The 16714-nt window shown below is 70.7% G+C and carries 10 protein-coding genes and 2 pseudogenes; 1 reads left to right on the forward strand and 11 read right to left on the reverse strand.

Annotated features, from left to right (window positions below; translation table 11 throughout):
- Positions 1-30: 30 nt before the first annotated feature.
- The 6 genes and pseudogenes from AC5R91_RS06265 to eccD all read right to left on the reverse strand — a co-directional run bounded on the left by AC5R91_RS06265 (position 31) and on the right by eccD (position 7781).
- Positions 31-3549, reverse strand: a complete 3519-nt coding sequence (locus AC5R91_RS06265; protein WP_495396182.1) for a hypothetical protein — start codon at positions 3547-3549, stop codon at positions 31-33.
- A 2-nt stretch (positions 3550-3551) separates the two neighbouring features.
- Positions 3552-3974, reverse strand: coding sequence for a hypothetical protein (locus tag AC5R91_RS06270; protein ID WP_011604110.1), 423 nt, complete (start codon positions 3972-3974; stop codon positions 3552-3554).
- A 190-nt stretch (positions 3975-4164) separates the two neighbouring features.
- On the reverse strand, positions 4165-4461 hold the full coding sequence (locus AC5R91_RS06275; RefSeq protein ID WP_495396183.1) for a WXG100 family type VII secretion target: 297 nt from the start codon (positions 4459-4461) through the stop codon (positions 4165-4167).
- Positions 4462-4527: 66 nt separating this feature from the next.
- Entirely contained in the window at positions 4528-4842 is a 315-nt protein-coding gene (locus AC5R91_RS06280) for a WXG100 family type VII secretion target (protein ID WP_495396184.1), read from the reverse strand.
- 86 nt (positions 4843-4928) lie between these two features.
- Positions 4929-6308 carry a type VII secretion protein EccB gene (gene eccB / locus AC5R91_RS06285; RefSeq protein ID WP_495396185.1) on the reverse strand — a complete coding sequence of 460 codons (1380 nt, stop codon included), beginning with the start codon at positions 6306-6308 and terminating at the stop codon, positions 4929-4931.
- Position 6309: 1 nt separating this feature from the next.
- A pseudogene (eccD, locus tag AC5R91_RS06290) lies at positions 6310-7781 on the reverse strand (type VII secretion integral membrane protein EccD).
- Positions 7782-7880: 99 nt separating this feature from the next.
- Between eccD and eccCa the strand changes: the two are divergent.
- On the forward strand, positions 7881-11879 hold the full coding sequence (gene eccCa / locus AC5R91_RS06295; protein ID WP_495396186.1) for a type VII secretion protein EccCa: 3999 nt from the start codon (positions 7881-7883) through the stop codon (positions 11877-11879).
- A gap of 38 nt (positions 11880-11917) precedes the next feature.
- Here the strand turns inward: eccCa and AC5R91_RS06300 are convergent, their stop codons facing one another.
- The 5 genes and pseudogenes from AC5R91_RS06300 to AC5R91_RS06320 all read right to left on the reverse strand — a co-directional run bounded on the left by AC5R91_RS06300 (position 11918) and on the right by AC5R91_RS06320 (position 16267).
- On the reverse strand, positions 11918-13057 hold the full coding sequence (locus AC5R91_RS06300) for an NAD(P)-dependent oxidoreductase (protein WP_495396187.1): 1140 nt from the start codon (positions 13055-13057) through the stop codon (positions 11918-11920).
- Positions 13058-13296: 239 nt separating this feature from the next.
- A pseudogene (locus tag AC5R91_RS06305) lies at positions 13297-13782 on the reverse strand (SAM-dependent methyltransferase); the annotation flags it as partial.
- A gap of 112 nt (positions 13783-13894) precedes the next feature.
- Complete coding sequence (locus AC5R91_RS06310) at positions 13895-14212, reverse strand: hypothetical protein (protein WP_495396189.1); 318 nt, start codon at positions 14210-14212, stop codon at positions 13895-13897.
- 867 nt (positions 14213-15079) lie between these two features.
- A complete protein-coding gene (locus tag AC5R91_RS06315; RefSeq protein ID WP_495396190.1) occupies positions 15080-15625 on the reverse strand; it encodes a hypothetical protein in 546 nt (181 codons plus the stop codon).
- A gap of 30 nt (positions 15626-15655) precedes the next feature.
- The gene (locus AC5R91_RS06320) at positions 15656-16267 is read right to left on the reverse strand and encodes an ATP-binding protein (protein ID WP_495396191.1); all 612 of its coding nucleotides are present in this window, start codon (positions 16265-16267) and stop codon (positions 15656-15658) included.
- Between the last annotated feature and the right edge of the window lie 447 nt (positions 16268-16714).

The following is a 16714-nucleotide window of genomic DNA, read 5'->3' on the forward strand; positions in this document are numbered from 1 at the left end:
CTCCTTTCCCTGCGTCAACGCCCTGCGGTGTCAACGCCCACGACGGGTGCGGCTGCGATCGGGGGTGGGCGGCACCGGCGTCGGGCCGGCGGGACGGTCGGACTCGGCGTCGGCGGGGCCGTCGCCGCGGCCCACGACGGCCGGTGCGCATTCGGGGTCCGTGCCCCACACGTCCTCGTCCTCCGTGAGCCACGTGTTGCGCTGCCGTTCCTTGGACTGCTGGCCCTGGCCGCCGCCGAGCCCGCCCATGCCGCCCATCGGCATGAACGGCATCCCGCCGGACATGGGCGACGCCTTGCCACTCATCGACCCGTCGGCGCCCCCCAGACCGCCGGCACCCGCCAGGTCTCCCAGCCCGGTGGTCCCGTCCTGGCCGAGCAGGGAACTGTCGCCCGTCCCGAGTGGCTGTGAATTCGGCAGGGAGACGCCAGCCGTTCCGAAGCCCGCGCCGCCGACTCCGGGAACCGTCCGGGCCATCGGCTGCTGGATGTTCCCGACCTGCACTCCCGAGCCGGCGGCGAGGTCGTACGGGTCGGGAGGGCTCACATCCAGACCGTCGACCGCCGTGGGGAAGTATGTCTTCGGCGTCTCGTTGCCAGCCAGATCGGACGGGTTGAGCAGGCCGTTGTCGCCGAATCCGGCGCCGCCGACGGAGTCCGGGCCGAGCGTCGGCAGCGTGTTCATGCCGGCCCCGGTCGTGGCGTTCGGGCCGAGCAGACCCGCGTGCTGCAGCGTGTTCAGCTCGCTCGGAGTCACCGGCACCGAGTCCAGCAGGCCGTTCTGCTGCAGATCCTGGAGCTGGGCCGGGCTGAGGTCACCGAGCGAGTCGATGCCGGTCGCGTTGGGGCCGAGCAGGCCGTCCTGACGCAACTGGTTGAGCTGCGCATCCGTGACCGGCACGTTGTCCAACGCACCGGAGGAGCCGAGTTCGGCCAGTTGCGCCGGGCTCAGATCGCCGAGGTCATGCGGTGTGCCGGTGGTGGGTCCGAGCAGGTTGGCCTGGCCCAGCGACTGCAGATCCTGCGACGAGAGCGGGACATCGTTCAGCAGGCCATGGCTCTGCAGATCCTGGAGCTGGGCCGGGCTGAGGTCACCGAGCGAGTCGATGCCGGTCGCGTTGGGGCCGAGCAGGCCGTCCTGACGCAACTGGTTGAGCTGCGCATCCGTGACCGGCACGTTGTCCAACGCACCGGAGGAGCCGAGTTCGGCCAGTTGCGCCGGGCTCAGGTCGCCGAGGTCATGCGGCGTGCCGTCGGCTGCTCCGAGCAGACCGGCGTCGCCCAGGGTCTGCAGATTCTGCGGTGTGAGCGGGACATCGTTGAGCAGACCATCCCGCTGCAACTCCTGGAGCTGCTGGGGGCTGAGGTCGCCCAGCGTCTGGGCGCCGGGAGCGGCGAGACCCGCCTGCTCCAGCGCCGCCGACTGCTCCGGGGTCAACGGCACGCCGTCGAGCTGCCCGGCCTGCTGAAGCGTGCTGAGCTGCTGGGGGCTGAGGTCGCCCAGCGTCTTCGGTGCCGAGTCGTTGAGGCCGCCGAGGTCCTCCCCGTCGCCGAGCCCGTTCAGCCCGCCGCCGGTGAGGCTGTTCGGGCTGTTCAGCCCGGCGAGGGCCGCCGGGCCGCCGACCAGGCCCGACAGGTCGCCCCCCGGCCCGTTCGGCCCGTTGCCCAGGTTGTCGTTCAGCCCGTCGTTCAAGCCGTTGCCGACGTTGTCGTTCAACCCGGTCAGACCGTTACCCAGGTTGTCGTTCAACCCGGTCAGACCGTCACCCAGACCGTTCAGACCGTTACCCAGGTTGTCGTTCAACCCGGTCAGACCGTCACCCAGACCGTTCAGACCGTTACCCAGGTTGTCGTTCAACCCGGTCAGACCGTCACCCAGACCGTTCAGACCGTTACCCAGACCGTTCAGGCCGTTACCCAGGTTGTCGTTCAGCCCGTTCAGTCCGTCACCTAGACCGTCAAAGTTCTTGTTGAACCCGTCGTTCATATCGTTCAGGTCGTTGTTCAGACCGTTGTTCAGGTCGTTCAAACCGTTGTTCAGGCCGTTATTCAGATCGTTCAGGTCATTGTTCAGACCGTTGTTCATGTCGTTCAGGCCATTGTTCAGGCCGTTGAAGCCGTTGTTCAGACCGTTGAAGCCGTTGTTCAGACCGTTGTTCATGTCGTTCAGGCCGTTGTTCAGGCCGTTGAAGCCGTTGTTCAGACCGTTGTTCAGACCGTTCAGGCCGTTGTTCAGGTCATTCAGACCGTTGTTCAGACCGTTGAAGCCGTTGTTGAGGCCGTTGAAGTACTTGTCGAGATCCTCGGGGTTGAACGGCGGCGGGTCAGTGGTCTCCGGCTTGTCGTGCGGGGTGTGGGTGACCGGCGGCATCGCGGTCATCTTGACCTTGCCGGCCGCGGCGTTGAACTTGTCCATCATGTCCTGGGCCAGGCCCACGGACGGCGCGAAGCTGTCCTGCACCTTCTTCGCCCACGCAGCCCGCAGGGCCTGGTCGGCGGCGAACCAGGACGGCTGCCGGAGCACGGCGAAGTCCCCGGTGACTCCACTCCAGTCGGGAAATCGAATATACATCTCCCGCCACAGGTCGTACTCGTACTGCCCGAGTTCGCCGCGGATCCGTCCGGTCTCCCACAACCCGTGGGAATGGTTGTAGTTCGGGTCGGTGCCGTAGCTGCTGAACACCGTGGAATCGTCGAACATCTGGACGATCAGCGTGAAGGGGTCCGGCCAGACGCCGGGGGGCCCACCAATCGGAGGCCTCGTCTCCCCCTGACCGTTCTGCCCGTACCAGTAGGCATTGTCCAGGAAAAGCTGGTTCACGAAGTTCACCGCGCTGGTGACGGCCTGCCCCAGCGGATCGGACCAACCCTTGATCTGGTCGAGGACGCCCAGCACACCGCGCCTGGCTGCGTTGACCTGATCCCGGAAGGCCGCGGCCGCCGAGCCGTCGAAATTCTCGACCTTCGTGTCCAGCCGGGAGACGTCGTTGTCCAGATCCTCGAAGATGGCCTGGGCCCACTCCCCGACACGCTGCAGGGCCACATTGACCCCACGCAGCGTGGCCGGATCGAACGGCGTGCGCGGACCGGCGATCTGCGGGATGTCCTTGAACACCGCGGCCCAGGCCGCCCGGACGTCCATCAACGGATTGCTGTCCCCGGCGCCCGCGGGCGTCGGGGAGTTGCGGTTCGCCGACGAGGAGTCGTCCTTCTTCCCGACCCACAGGGTCAACTGCTCCGCATTACTCATGCTGTCGCTTGACATCCAGCGCCAGAAGGTGATCGCGCCCTGTTTGAACTTGGGCTTCCAGCTTCCCAGGGTGTGGTAGTGCTCCTCCCGCTCTTCGGGAATCAGCCAGGGCGCGCCGCCGGCACCCCCGATGGTGCTCGGCCGCAGGTTGTCGGCGACGCTCTTGCTGGTTGTTCCGTTCGGTTTGGGCGAGTCCCCGTCGCCCGGGCCGGTGGCGAGATTGAGTCCGCCGTCGGCCGCGCCGACGGTATACCCGAGGACGGTCTGGAGGATGTCCTCGATCGGCTGGGCAGCAGCCATTGTCAGCTCCCCTTGCCCTGATCGGTCGGGCCGTCACCCGGCCCCTGGGGCGTCTCCGTGGGAATGAACCCCGAGAACTCCTCGGCCGTCATATCGTTCAGATGCTCGACCGCGTCCGTGTCCTCCAGCAGCGACTGCAGACCCCAGTACAGGTTCGACGCATTGGAGTACACCGTGTCGAACCGGCCGGTGAGGTTCTTGCGCACCTTGTCCAGGTCCTTGGCCAGCTTCACGGCCTCGGTGAAGTCCGCGCCCCCCAGGCTCAGGGGAAACTGATCACCCAGGGTCAGGTCGGAGTAGGTCTCACCACTGTCCCACTGGTAGTCGGCCAGCCGGGTGTCCATGTCCTGGAGCAGGTCGCCGTACTCGGTTCGGAGCCGCTGAAGGGTCGGCTCGTCAATCTTGATCGTGAACTCGGTGCCCAATGGTCTCTCCTGTCGTTCGCCTCGGTTTTTGTGTCCTGCCAAGAGAGCAGCGGCCCGACCGGCCCACGCGACCCGTCCCACCGGTAGTGGTCCGCGCGGGATCCGGTCGGCCACCGAGCACGAGAAGAATCTGGTTACCGGCCGCGTACGCGATGAGGAGATACGCGGGTGTCCGGCGTGACGGGCACCGTCAGAGGAGCGAGCCGAAGACGCTCGCGCCCTTCCTGTCACCCAGCACGTACTGGTTGTGAATCTCCTCGAGCTTCTGCCGGCCCACCGCGAGGGACAGCTCCATGTCCTGCTGGCCCTTGTTCCACTGCTGCTGGGCCAGCGTGTAGTTCTCCGGCGCGGAACCCGCGTTGGCCTGGATGAAGATCTGCACCTTGGACATGAGATCGGCGAGCGACTCCTCGAGCTTCTTGGTGACGAAGGTGAGTTCGTCCGCGGTGTCGAGGGCACCGTTCGGGCTGAACTGGTAGGTGGCCATGTCTCCTCGTTTCCCCGGATTCCGAATTCCGGCTCAAGGTTGGGTCGGCGATCGGCCGGCTGCGCCTCAGGCGAGTCCCTGGGCCCAGCTTGAGCCGATCATCAAGGCGTCGTCCTCGGTGCTGGTCGTGGTCTTCGCGTAGCTGACCATCGATTCGTTCAGCAGGTTCAGCGCCTGCCGGACCTCGTTGAAGCCGTTCTGCCAGCCGGCGATGGCGTCGCGGTACTTGTTGGCCGCGACGCCACCCCACGTCGAGAAGAGCATGGAGCTGGCGCCGTCGATCGTCTGCTGAATGTTGTTGCACTCGTCCTGGCAGTTGTCGAAAGCCTTGATCATGTTGATGGTGGTGGCTTCATCGGCGACGAGAGACTGATCTGGCATGGACGTGCCCTCCGGGTTTCGGACTGAACATCATTGATCCTGGTGGTCATCAGGGCCGTGATCGTCAGGGCCGTGGTCCTCGGTCGTCACCCCCGTCCCGGCGTCGTCAGCGGCGGTCCCGAGGGCAGGAGCGCCAACAACTTCCAGGGCGCGGCGACGGCCTGCTCCGGCGCGTAGCCGAGCGCCTTGATCGCGTCCCCGGTCACCGGGTAGGCCATGCCGCTGCCGTCGACCAGGACACCCGGCTGCTTGTTCACGTCCGCCGCCCGGCTGCCCCGCGGCAGCACCCTGGGTACGACCAGGGCGCCACCACCCGCGGCGACGCCGATGGTGGTCTCGCCGGACGTCCGCCGGCCCGCGGCCGCACGCACCGTCGAGACCACGACGTCGAACGTGGAGCCGGCCGGGTCCGGCGAGGACTCGACGCAGACCGACTCGCCCGCGGACGGCAGCCGGATCGGCGGCGGCGTCGCCGGCAGCGCGCTCTGCGGCGCCGCCATCACGGCGCGCGCGGCGGTGGCGAGGTCCCCCGGGGTGATCGGCTGCTCCGGTGCGTCGCCCGCCTCGCCTCGGGCCAGGGCGAACTGGGTCGGGCTCAGCGCGGTCAGCCCGGACCCCAGCAGGATGTAGTGGGCGACCGATCCGGTTGCCGTCGTCACCGTGAACAGCTCGCCCCGCCGGGTGGCCTGATCCCCGATGCGCGGTCCGGGTGTCCCGGCGTCCGGCACGGCGACCGGGGCCAGCTCCGGCCCGGGCGGCACCAGGTCCAGCCACGTCCGGGGAACGGCGGTGGGGATGATCGCGCCGAAGCCCAGCACGTCCGCGGCCCAGGGCCGGGCCAGCAGCAACCGCTGCCCGTGCCAGAGCAGGTACTGCTGCCCGTCGGCGGAGACCAGCAGTCCCGCGTCGGCGCCGAGGCGGGGCTTCGCCGGGGCAACGCCGACGTCGAGAACCATGGCCGGCCCGGCGCCAGGGCCGTCATCGCCCGCGGCACCGGCGGCACCGGGCCGGGTGCACAGCCGCCACACGCCCTTGTTGAGGCGGCTGGGGTCGGGCAGCGTGTCCGGCGCGTTCGTGAGGCCGAGGGGGGCGCCACGCGGCACTGCGGCCAGCCTGGTGCGCGGCACCACCACGGGTGAGACGGTCTTGCCCGTCAGCAGCCGGGCTGAGGCGATGTTGCGCACCGGCCGCAACGCGCCGTCGACCAGCAGGAACCGGCTTCCGCTCGACTTGTCCACGATCAGGGCGCCGGGTTTGCGCCAGGCCGTCGACCCCCGCGCGGAGATCAGCGCCCAGACCGCGACCACCGCCAGCAGCAGGATCGCCGCCACAGCCCCGGTGATCAGCCCGCGCAGGTCCCGGCGGGTCGGCGACTCGAGGATGTCCGGTTCGGCCCGCACGAGCGCCCCGGTCAGCCGGAACACCAGGTAGTTGTGCGCGTTGACCTGGTCTCGTCGGGAGCGCATCTCAGCCGACCACCGAACGGATGAACCCGACTCCGCCGAGAATCCCGACCACCAGCGGGACCGAGACCGCCAGCGCGATGGCGTGACTCCAGTCGCCGAGCCGTCCCCAGATCGGCGTCAGCCGGCGGCGGGGAAGCGTGTACGCGCAGGCCGCGGCGATGACCGCCAGCAGCAGGGCCAGCACCATCGGCAGCGCCGCGCCGCCCCCGAGCACTCCCGACCGAGCGGGCAGCGACAGGACGACGGCGGCCAGGCCCGCGCCGGCGGGCAGTCCCAGCGCCAGGCGGTGCCAGGTACTCGTCATCGGACGGGCGGCGAGCACCTGCGCGAACCCGACGAGGAGGGCGACCGTCGCCGGCGGCCAGCCGGGCGCGAGCGCCAGCCGGAGCACCGCGACGGTCGACACGACCCCGCCGGCCGTGTGCAGGGCGGTCATGTAACGGTCGGCCCGGGCGGTGCGGGCCAGCAGTTGCGCCCCCGGTTCAGGGTCGATGTCGTCCTGCAGGTCCTCCGGTTCGACCGGCAGCGGCGGCAGCGTCAGCCCGGCGAGCTTGAACGAGGCCATGGGCACCGCGGGACGGGCCGCCACGCAGAGCAGCGACATCACCGCCGCCGTCTGGGTCCAGTCCAGCCCGGCGGCGGAACTCAGCTCGCTGGCCACGGCGGCAGCGAGCGCCATGGCCGTGACCGCGAGGCCGACCGGCAGAAGGGTGTCGCGCACGGACGTCACGACCAGCACCAGCAGGCTCGCGAGCACGGCGACTCCCGCGCCGGCCAGCAGCATCTCGGGCAGGTGGGCACCGGCGCCCGCGCCCGCGTCGGCATCGGCATCGGCGACCTGGAGAACCACCGCCTCCACGGCGAAGGCCACCACCGCACCGCCGAGCAGCGCGGTCACCGCGCGATCCCGCTGCCCCCGGCCCGACACGACCATGGCGACGAACAGCAGCATCGCGACGACGCCCACCGTCACGGGCCGGCCGAACACGTCGTCGCCGGCGTCGGTGGCGCCGTGGGCGCCTGCGGCCGGGGGGAAACGTGCGGACCGGCCAGCACGGGCACCGCGAGCGCCACCAGCAACCACACCACCAGCGCCAACGCCGACACCGTGTGGGTGGTCCGCGGCCGCCACAGACCCGAACGCGCGCTGATTCCGGTGGAGACGCCGTCGATCAGGTCGTCGAAGTCCAGCGGCGGTATCTGGTCCGATCGGGGGCGGACGTGGACGGTGTCGCCGTCGAGCAGCTCATGCTCGGCGACGCTGAGGTCCTCGTCCAGCGGGGGCGAGCCGAGCCGCTGCACCACCCAGCCGCTGTGTTCCAGCCCCCGATCGGCGAGATCGGGGCCGAGACTGCGCAGCAACGCCGGCATCAGGTCGGTCAGGGGCACGTGCGTGGGCACGGACAGATCGACCCGGCTGGTCGGCCCGATGACGAGAAGGCGGCAGACCTCCGCCGCGCTGCTCTGTGCCATACCTCCGGCACGACGGGGTCAACCAGGCCGGTTCATCGACGTGATCCAGGTCACATCCACCGGCTCAACTCGGCGTCGGGCCGGGCGCGTGTAACGGACATGGCCACGGTCGCCTTCCGCCGCCCCGCTCGCCGCACCGGCCCGGAGATGCCGCACGGTGAGATCACGCTTCAGGAGCCACCCACCGTCCCCGAGGTGCAGAGCGCGGGCCTGCGGGTGCTGGTGATGGTTCTCCCGATGGCCCTGATGTCGGGCGGGATGATGTACTTTTACATCGGCCGCTCGGCGTCCGGGCCGATGGGCCTGGGAATGATGGCCGTGATGGGCGTCGGCATGGCCGGCATGGGTCTCAGCCAGGTCCTCACCCAGTCCGGCGACCGCAAGCACAAGGTGGGCGGCGAGCGCCGCGACTACCTGCGCTACCTCTCCCGCACCCGCCGGCAGGTCCGGGGCTACGCGGAGAAGCAGCGCTCCGCCCTCGCGTGGCGCCACCCGGACCCGGAGTCGCTGTGGTCGCTCGCGATGACCAGCCGGTTGTGGGAGCGCCGCCCGACCCACCCGGACTTCGGCGAGGTGCGGGTGGGGACCGGGGCGCAGCGGCTCGCCGTGCGGATCACCCCGCTGCAGACCAGCCCCGTGGAGGACCTGGAGCCGGTGTCGGCGAAGGCGCTGCGGCGGTTCACCCGCGCGTACACGACGGTCCCCGGCCAGCCGGTCGCCCTGTTCATCCGCGGGTTCGCCCGCATCCAGGTGGACGGCGACCGCGAGGTGTCACTGGGCATGGTGCGGGCGCTGCTCGCTCACATGGCCACCTTCCACGCCCCGGACGAGGTGCGGATCGCCGTGTGCGCCTCGGCCGAGCGGCGCGAGGAGTGGGGCTGGGTCAAGTGGCTGCCGCACGCCCAGCACCCCACCGACCGGGACGCGGCCGGCCCGGTGCGGCTGTTCGGGGAGTCGCTGGACGACGTCGAGCGGCTGCTGGGGCAGAGCTTCGGGGAGCGGGCGCGGTTCGAGACCGGCACGGCGCCCTCGCGCGCCGAACCGTTCGTCGTCGTGGTCAGCGACGGCGCCCGGATCTCGCCCGGGACCCGGTTCCTCGTCTCCGGCTACCGCAACGCCGTCCTCGTCGACTTCGAGCCCAGCGGCGGCGGTGGCAACGCCCGGCACCTGCTGCACCTCGACGTCGCCGCCGACGCCATGGACATCGTCGAGATCGACCGGGTCGGGCGGGAGGTCCGGACCCGCCTGGCCACCCCGGACGTGCTGTCCAGGGTCCGGGTGGCGATGCTCGCCCGGCTGATGGCCCGGCACAGCGCCGGCGAGAGCGCCGAGCAGACCCCCGACGGCCTGACCGCCGACCTCGACCTGCCGGACCTGCTGGGCCTCGGCGACCTGGAGCGGTTCGACCCCAGGACCCTGTGGCCGACCCGGCACGGGTCCGAGCGGCTGCGGGTGCCCATCGGCGTCGCTTCCGACGGCTCGCCCATCGAGCTGGACATCAAGGAGTCCGCCGAGGACGGCATGGGGCCGCACGGGATGCTGATCGGCGCGACCGGCTCGGGCAAGAGCGAGCTGCTACGCACCCTCGTGCTGGCGCTGGCGGCGACGCACTCGTCGGAGACGCTGAACTTCGTGCTGGTCGACTTCAAGGGCGGCGCGACCTTCGCCGGGCTGGACCGGCTGCCGCACGTGTCCGCGACCATCACCAACCTCGCCGACGAGGCCGCGCTGGTCGACCGGATGCGCGACGCGCTGCGCGGCGAGCTGGTCCGCCGCCAGGAGCTGCTGCGCCGGGCCGGCAACTTCAGCTCGGTGCGCGACTACGAGCAGGCCCGCGCGCAGGGCATGGAGCTGGACCCGTTGCCCACGCTGTTCGTCATCGTGGACGAGTTCAGCGAGCTCATCGCCGCGCACACCGACTTCATCGAGCTGTTCGTGATGATCGGCCGGCTCGGCCGGTCGCTGGCCGTCCACCTGCTGCTGGCCTCCCAGCGCCTGGACGACGGCCGCATCCACCAGCTCGAGGGCCACCTGTCCTACCGGGTCAGCCTGCGGACCTTCTCGGCGATGGAGTCCCGGTCCGTCATCGGCGTCCCCGACGCCTACGAGCTGCCCGCCGCGCCCGGCAACGGCTACCTGCGCTCCGACGTCGCGACGATCACCCGGTTCAAGGCCGCCTACGTCTCCGGGCCGTACCGGCTGCGCTCGACCCGCGTCGACCAGGACGTCATCGAGAGCCAGGTCGTGCCGTACGGCACCGACCACGTCCCGGTCGTCATCCGCGAGACCCCCGCCGACGCCGACGAGGCCGACACCCCCGACGCCCCCGACGCCACCGCCAGCACCGTGCTGGAAGTGCTGGTCAACCGGCTGATCGACCAGGGGCCGCCGGCGCACCGCGTCTGGTTGCCGCCGTTGGAGCAGTCGCCGAGCCTGGACCAGGTCCTGCCGCCGCTGCTGCCCGACCCGGAACACGGGCTGCGGCCCGTCGACGCCGGCGTCGGAGGGCTGCTGACGGTGCCGGTGGGGATGATCGACAAGCCGTTCGAGCAGGTCCGAGACCTGCTGACGGTCGACTTCGGCGGCGTCGGCGGCCATCTCGGGATCGCCGGCGGGCCACAGAGCGGCAAGAGCACCCTGTTGCGATCCGTGATCGCCGCCCTCGCGCTGACCCACTCGCCGCGCCAGGTGCAGTTCTTCTGCCTGGACTTCGGCGGCGGCTCGCTGGCGAGCATCGCGGACCTGCCGCACGTCGGCGGGGTCACCGGCCGGCACGACCCGGACCGGGTGAGCCGGACCGTCGCCGAGATGGTCGCGCTGCTCGGCGACCGGGAGCGGCGGTTCGCCGAACTCGAGGTCTCCGGGATGCCCGCCTACCGCGCGCTGGTCGCGGCGGGTCGGGTCCCGGCGGAGGAGTTCGGCGATCTGTTCCTCGTCGTCGACGGCTGGTCCACCCTGCGCCAGGAGTTCGAGGCCGCGGAGGCGGACGCCCGCGAGATCGCCTCCCGGGGGCTGAACTACGGCCTGCACATCCTGCTCACCGCCGGGCGCTGGTCGGAGATCTACCACACGATGCGGGACAAGATCGGGTCCCGGTTGGAGCTGCGGCTCGGCGACCCGGTCGAGTCCGGGATCGACCTGCGGGCGGCCGCGGCCGTGCCGAGACTGCCCGGCCGCGGCCTGACCGACGCGAAGCTGCACTTCATCGCCGCCCTGCCGAGGATCGACGGCGCCGGCTCCGTCGACGACCTGGCGCACGGCACCCGCCACCTGGTCGCCGCGGTCGTGGACGGCTGGCCCGGGCCGAAGGCGCGGCCGGTACGGACGCTGCCCGCCGTCCTGCCGGTGGAGCAGTTGCCGCCCCCCGACGGCGCGCTGCGGGTCGCCCTCGGCGTCGACGAGAGCCGGTTGGAACCCGTCTGGCACGACTTCCGCGCGCTGCCGCATCTCACCCTGCTCGGGGACAACGAGAGCGGCAAGACCAACCTGTTGCGGCTGGTGGCGCGCGCGATCACCAGCCGGTTCACCCCGGCGCAGGCGCGGATCATGGCGGTCGACTACCGCCGGCGGCTGTTCGACGACATCCCCGACGCCTATCGCCTGGGCTACTCGGTGTCGCCGGACAGCACCAAGGCGACGGCCCGCGACGCCGTCGCCGGCCTCACCCCGCGGATGCCCGGCCCGGACGTCTCACCGGAGCAGCTTCGACGGCGCGACTGGTGGTCCGGGCCGCTGCTGTTCGTGCTCATCGACGATTACGACCTGCTGACCGGCTCGGACAACCCGCTGACCGCGTTCGTGCCGCTGCTGCCGCAGGGCGGCGACATCGGCCTGCACGTCGTCGCCGGCCGGGCCGCGGCCGGGCTGATGCGCATGTCCATGGACCCCCTGCTGCGCCGGCTGCAGGAGCTCAACACCCCCGACCTCGCGCTGTCCTGCCCGCGCAGCGAGGGACCGCTGCTCGGCGGGATCAAACCACGGGTCCTGCCGCCCGGGCGGGCACTGCTGTGCACCCGTCGGGGCAGCCGGCTGATCCAGACCGGCTTCGTCGCCGAGACCAGCGCCGCCGGCAGTGCGGCCGGATCGTCCCCGCGGTGATCCATCGCGGGTCGCCGGTCAGCAGGCGGGTACGCCGATCAGCCGCGGGACGGCTCGGGGCCGCTGCCGAGGCCGAGGCCGAGATCCGGGGCGGAGGCAAGATCCGAGGCAGGGGCAGGGGCAGGGACGCCGTCGAGGGCGGGGGCGGGGGCGCTGCGGGATTCGAGGGCCGTGAGGACGGCGACCATGTCGGCGGCGGCACGGCCCTGTGCCAGGGTCTCGCGGTAGAGCGCCTCGCAGACGTCCGTCAGGGGTGAGGCGATGCGGGCGGCCCGGGCCGCCTGCGTGATCAACTCGATGATCCCCAGCACGTCGGGGACGCCCGCCTGCACGGTGAAGTCGCGCTCGACGAGCTTCGGCAGCTTCACCCGGGAGACGTCGCTGGCCATCGGGCCCGCGGCCAGCACCCGGCCGAGAACGCCGAGGTCGACGTCGTTGCGCCGAGCGAAGTGCACCGCCTCCGCGAGGCCCGTCACCAACGTCACCAGGAACAGGTTGACGGCGAGCTTCGTCGACATCGCCCGGGGAACGGGCCCGCAGTCCACCAGGTCATGGCACATCGGGGCGAGCAGCGGTCGCACGCCGGCGACGTCGGCCGGGTCGCCGGCGAGCATGCCCACGAGCCGGCCGGCCTCGGCGGGCCCGCGCGACCCGGACACCGGAGCCTCGACGAAGCGGCCGCCCACGGCGCGGACGTCGGCGGCGAGGGCCCGCGAGTAGGCGGGCGAGGTCGTTCCCATCTGGACGAGCGTGCGGTCCCGTAGCCGGGCCGGGAAGGTCGGGCCGGCCCGGTCGAGCACCGCGTCGATCGCCTCGGGGCCGGCGAGCATCACGATCACGGTGCGGCAGCGCGCGAACACCTCGGCGGCGTCGTCGGTGGTCTTGGCCCCGACCGTCGCCAGCGGCCCGGTGCGGGCGGGCGTGCGGTTCCACACCACCAGCGGCCGGCCCGACGCGGCGAGGTTCACCGCCATCGGCTGGCCCATCGTGCCGAGCCCGATGAAGCCGACCGGCGCCGTGTCCCCATCGACCGGCACCGTGACCCCACCCACCGGCGCCCTGCCTCCGCCGACCGGCACCGTGACCGGCGCCGTAACCCCGCCGACGGGCGCCGTCACGATCGCGGGTTCCGGATCGCCCGCGGACGCCGGGCCGGCCGTCGTGGATGTCGAGGACATCGCGTCACCCTCCCCACTTCGACCGGACCGGGACAGGGTCAGTATCGAGGCCGGGCCAGGATCTGGCCTGGCGGGCGGGACACCGTGTCCACGGCTGGCGTGGTTCCACGGCTGGCGTGAACCCCGCGGCCGGGCGGCGGCCGTCAGCGGACGCACGTCTGGTCCCACGCGCGGAACCGAGAGCGGAAGTGAGGAGCCGGACGGCCTGCGGGCGCGGGCCGGCTGCGCCGCCGCGGCCGTCAGACCTTTCTGCCGACCCCGCCGTAGTTGCTGACCTCCAGGTCGGTCAGCCCCGTGGCGGTGCCGTCGGGGCGCCAGCGGTGGACGACCTGCACCCCCGGCTCGACCAGCTCCAGACCGTCGAAGAAGCGCGCGATCTGCTCGCGGGTGCGCGGCTGCAGGGGGATGCCGCGGCTGCGGTAGGTCTCGGCGACCTGCTCCCATCCCGGGTCCTCGTCGGCGGTGACGTGGGAGAGAGCGAGGTAGCTGCCGGTGGGGAGCGCGTCGACGAGGCGGCGGACGATGCCGTAGGGGTCGTCGGAGTCGGGCACGAAGTGGAACAGCGCGATGAGCGACAGCGCGACCGGTTTCGTCACGTCGAGGGTGTCGCGCAACTCCGCCGAGCTCAGGATGCTCTCGACGTCGCGGACGTCGACATCGAGGTAGGCCGTTGCGCCCTGGGAGGTGCCGGTGAGCAGCGCGCGGGCGTGGGTGAGGACGATCGGTACCACCCCTTGGCCGCACATAGCAAGGAAGTTTTCCGCATGCCGGCCGCGAGCAACGGTGAGCGCGGATGGCGGTGTTCTCGGCGCGTAGGCGACGGTGGGTCCCCCTGCTCTAGGCGGCGGGTGGTCGTCGGACGAGCACGCCCGCGATGAGAGCGGCGACCGCTGGTGGGACGGGCGGGGCCTCGGCGAGGGTCTCGGCGAGCCAGCGCGCTACCGCGTCGGTGTCCTCGCCGTCCGGCTCGGCATCGGCGGAATCCTGCGCCCTGGTGGTGTCGTGGGGCGTCGGTCCGCCGACGTCCGGCACCGCTGTGGCGCCGTTCCTGTCCGTGTCCGCCGTGCTGGTCTGCGGCGGCCCGTCGCCTGTCTGCGTTGGTTCGTCGCACGAGTCGGTGTGGGTGGGACGGCGGAGGCGGGACGGATCGACCACGGCACCTCACAGAACAGGCGGCGGGAATGCGGCAAATAAAAGCTAACCGCACTATCCGCTACTGCCAAGCGCGCCCATTCCGCCGGCCATCCCCGCCCCGTGACCATGATTAGATACATGCCACTAGCGGCACTCAGTCTTGGCCCACTTTGGTACGGGTCAGATGCCCGCTGAGCTGCGCTGATGCGCCGTCCTCGGTGTACCTATTAAGCAGGTACACCGTTAGGGCCTCCGTTAGGGCCGCGCACAGGGCATCGGTCAGGACATACGGCAAATCAGCACAATCCACCTCAAACACGGCACAGCTATGTGAGCGAAATCACAGCCGCAAGGGGTTCCCTGTCTGCCTTCCGGCGTCCACGTCAGATGTCGCTGTCAGAGACATCCGACAGCTACGGCTCTCGCTCGCCGTAAAGCGCGCGAGCTGTCCCCGCTACCGGAGAACGGCACGGCAAGGGGCAACATCGCGCGTCCGCGGCCCGCGCTTATACTTTGAACAGTACCCGTTGGGTATTTAGTCGCGGAGTGCTTGGGTGGGTGTGGCAGGTGCTTTGACCTGCGTCAGTGTGGCATTACAGACCCACCCATCTTTACGGGTGGTCCGGTGGGCGGGCCGGTGGGTGGTCCGGTGGGCGGATGGACAGGAAGCCGGACAATTCCGGTCGAACAGGACGCAGTGAACATGCGGGAGCCTGCGGGTCGCGGGCGCCCAGCGGCCGGGGCCACGGCCGTCCAGATGTGAACACGTTGCCTGTAGGGGTACGAGTCTGGCTGTACTTGGGTAGCGCCAGTGCGCGTGTCGCCTGCGCCAGCACGCCCCGTGGGGGTAGCCGCTCAAAGCGGAGACCGGAACGGAGACCGGCATCGCTACCCGATGGGCAGGGGGTCTGCCGCCGTCACCACGGCGGTGCTGGCGGTGGAGGCCAGCGTGCCCAGCGGCGACGCGGGCACACCGAGCGCCGGTCGTTCCTCGTGCCGGCCGCAGAGGCACGCGGCCGGTTGGCCGAGGCACACCATGGAGTCGATCACCAGCCGGTCCGCCGGCCGGAGACGTTGGCGGTCGTGGGCGTCCAAGAGACTGTGGACGTCGGTTCCGTAGACCGTCGCGAGCAGCACGAGCATGTGCGGGGTGAGCCTTCGCGGGGCCGGATACGGGTAATGTTCCAGCTCACACAAATAGGAAGAGGTCATCGCAGCCCTGCCGTCCGGGTCGATGCCGAGACGGGCTGCCTGTCCGTTGATGTGGTCGGCGGCCCGCACCAATGTCCAGCCGTGAGCGTGACGGAAAGCCGCATGGCGCCGAAACCGGTAACGCCGGATGAACTCCTCGGCGATATCCGCGTAGGTCATTCCAGCACTCAGCATGTCTACCCGTAACGCATCCTGTTCCGCTCTCACGGCAGCCCGTCCCATGGCCCCCCTTCCCGCTCACGGCGCGATATGTCAAGCCCTGCGTGTCATGGCCTCGGATGTGCGCCTGCCGGACGAGGGCTGGTGCCACGTATCCAGCCTGCGCAGCGCGTCCGCGACCCGCCGCAGGGTGCCCGGGTCGGTGCGGTAGACGACCGGCGCAGCAGGCTCCGGCCCAACCGTCCTCGTCCGCATGGGCATCGACGCATCGGCGTCCGTCACCCGAAATGCCGGCCGCAATCCGCCGGGAATCTCCGCCCACACCACTTTTCCGCCGGCCTTGGCTCTATACCACGACCATTGGCTACACAGCGCATCGACCATCAGCAGGCCGCGCCCGTCCTCGCTGAACACATCCGGATCTTTAATCCGTGGTGCGGTATCGTTGCCGTCCCACACTTCGACAAGGACGTTTCCGCTCGTCGCGGTCAGCCGAATAGCCACCAGGTCTTCCGGCCGGCTTGCCTTTGCGGCATTCGAGGCCAACTCGCACACGACGAGTTCGGCGACGTTGACGGCGGCCGAATCGACGAACCACTTCGTGAGCGTGCGGACCGTGCTCGTGCGCACCTCGGGAACAGCGGCAGCGGTCGGCGGGAAGTGCGCCACGGCCACCCGGATCACAGGCGACAGGTCGGCGGTCATGCCGAGCCCCTGATCATCTCTGGCTGGTGTCCGGTCACGACATGGCACACAAGATCATCCCCGCCCGTCGTCGCTGGCTTGGCGCTGTCCCCGCCGGGCCTTGCCTTGCGGCGGTACGTCCGGCAGGGACAGCGGACTGTGCGGAGGACAGCCCGCGCCGTGGTGCGGGCCTGCGCGGCGTGGCCTGCGCGGACTGTGTACGGGTCCGTGCCGTCTGCTGACGACGTCCATGCGGTCGCTCCCTGTCGCCTCGCTGGGCCGCGCACGTCCGGTCTCGCGGACGGGAGCCCCCTGATCGCCACGGATCGTGGCCGAGTACTGTCCCTGTAGCATGCCCCCACAATCCGTAGCTTTGCAAGGTATGCATGGGCATGGTTTGCGGAAGGATGCCCGAGGGGCCGCACCTCGCGGGCGGCAGAGCGCCGCCCGCACGGGAGAGGAGCTATC

It is taken from the genome of Frankia sp. BMG5.60, from assembly GCF_059428125.1.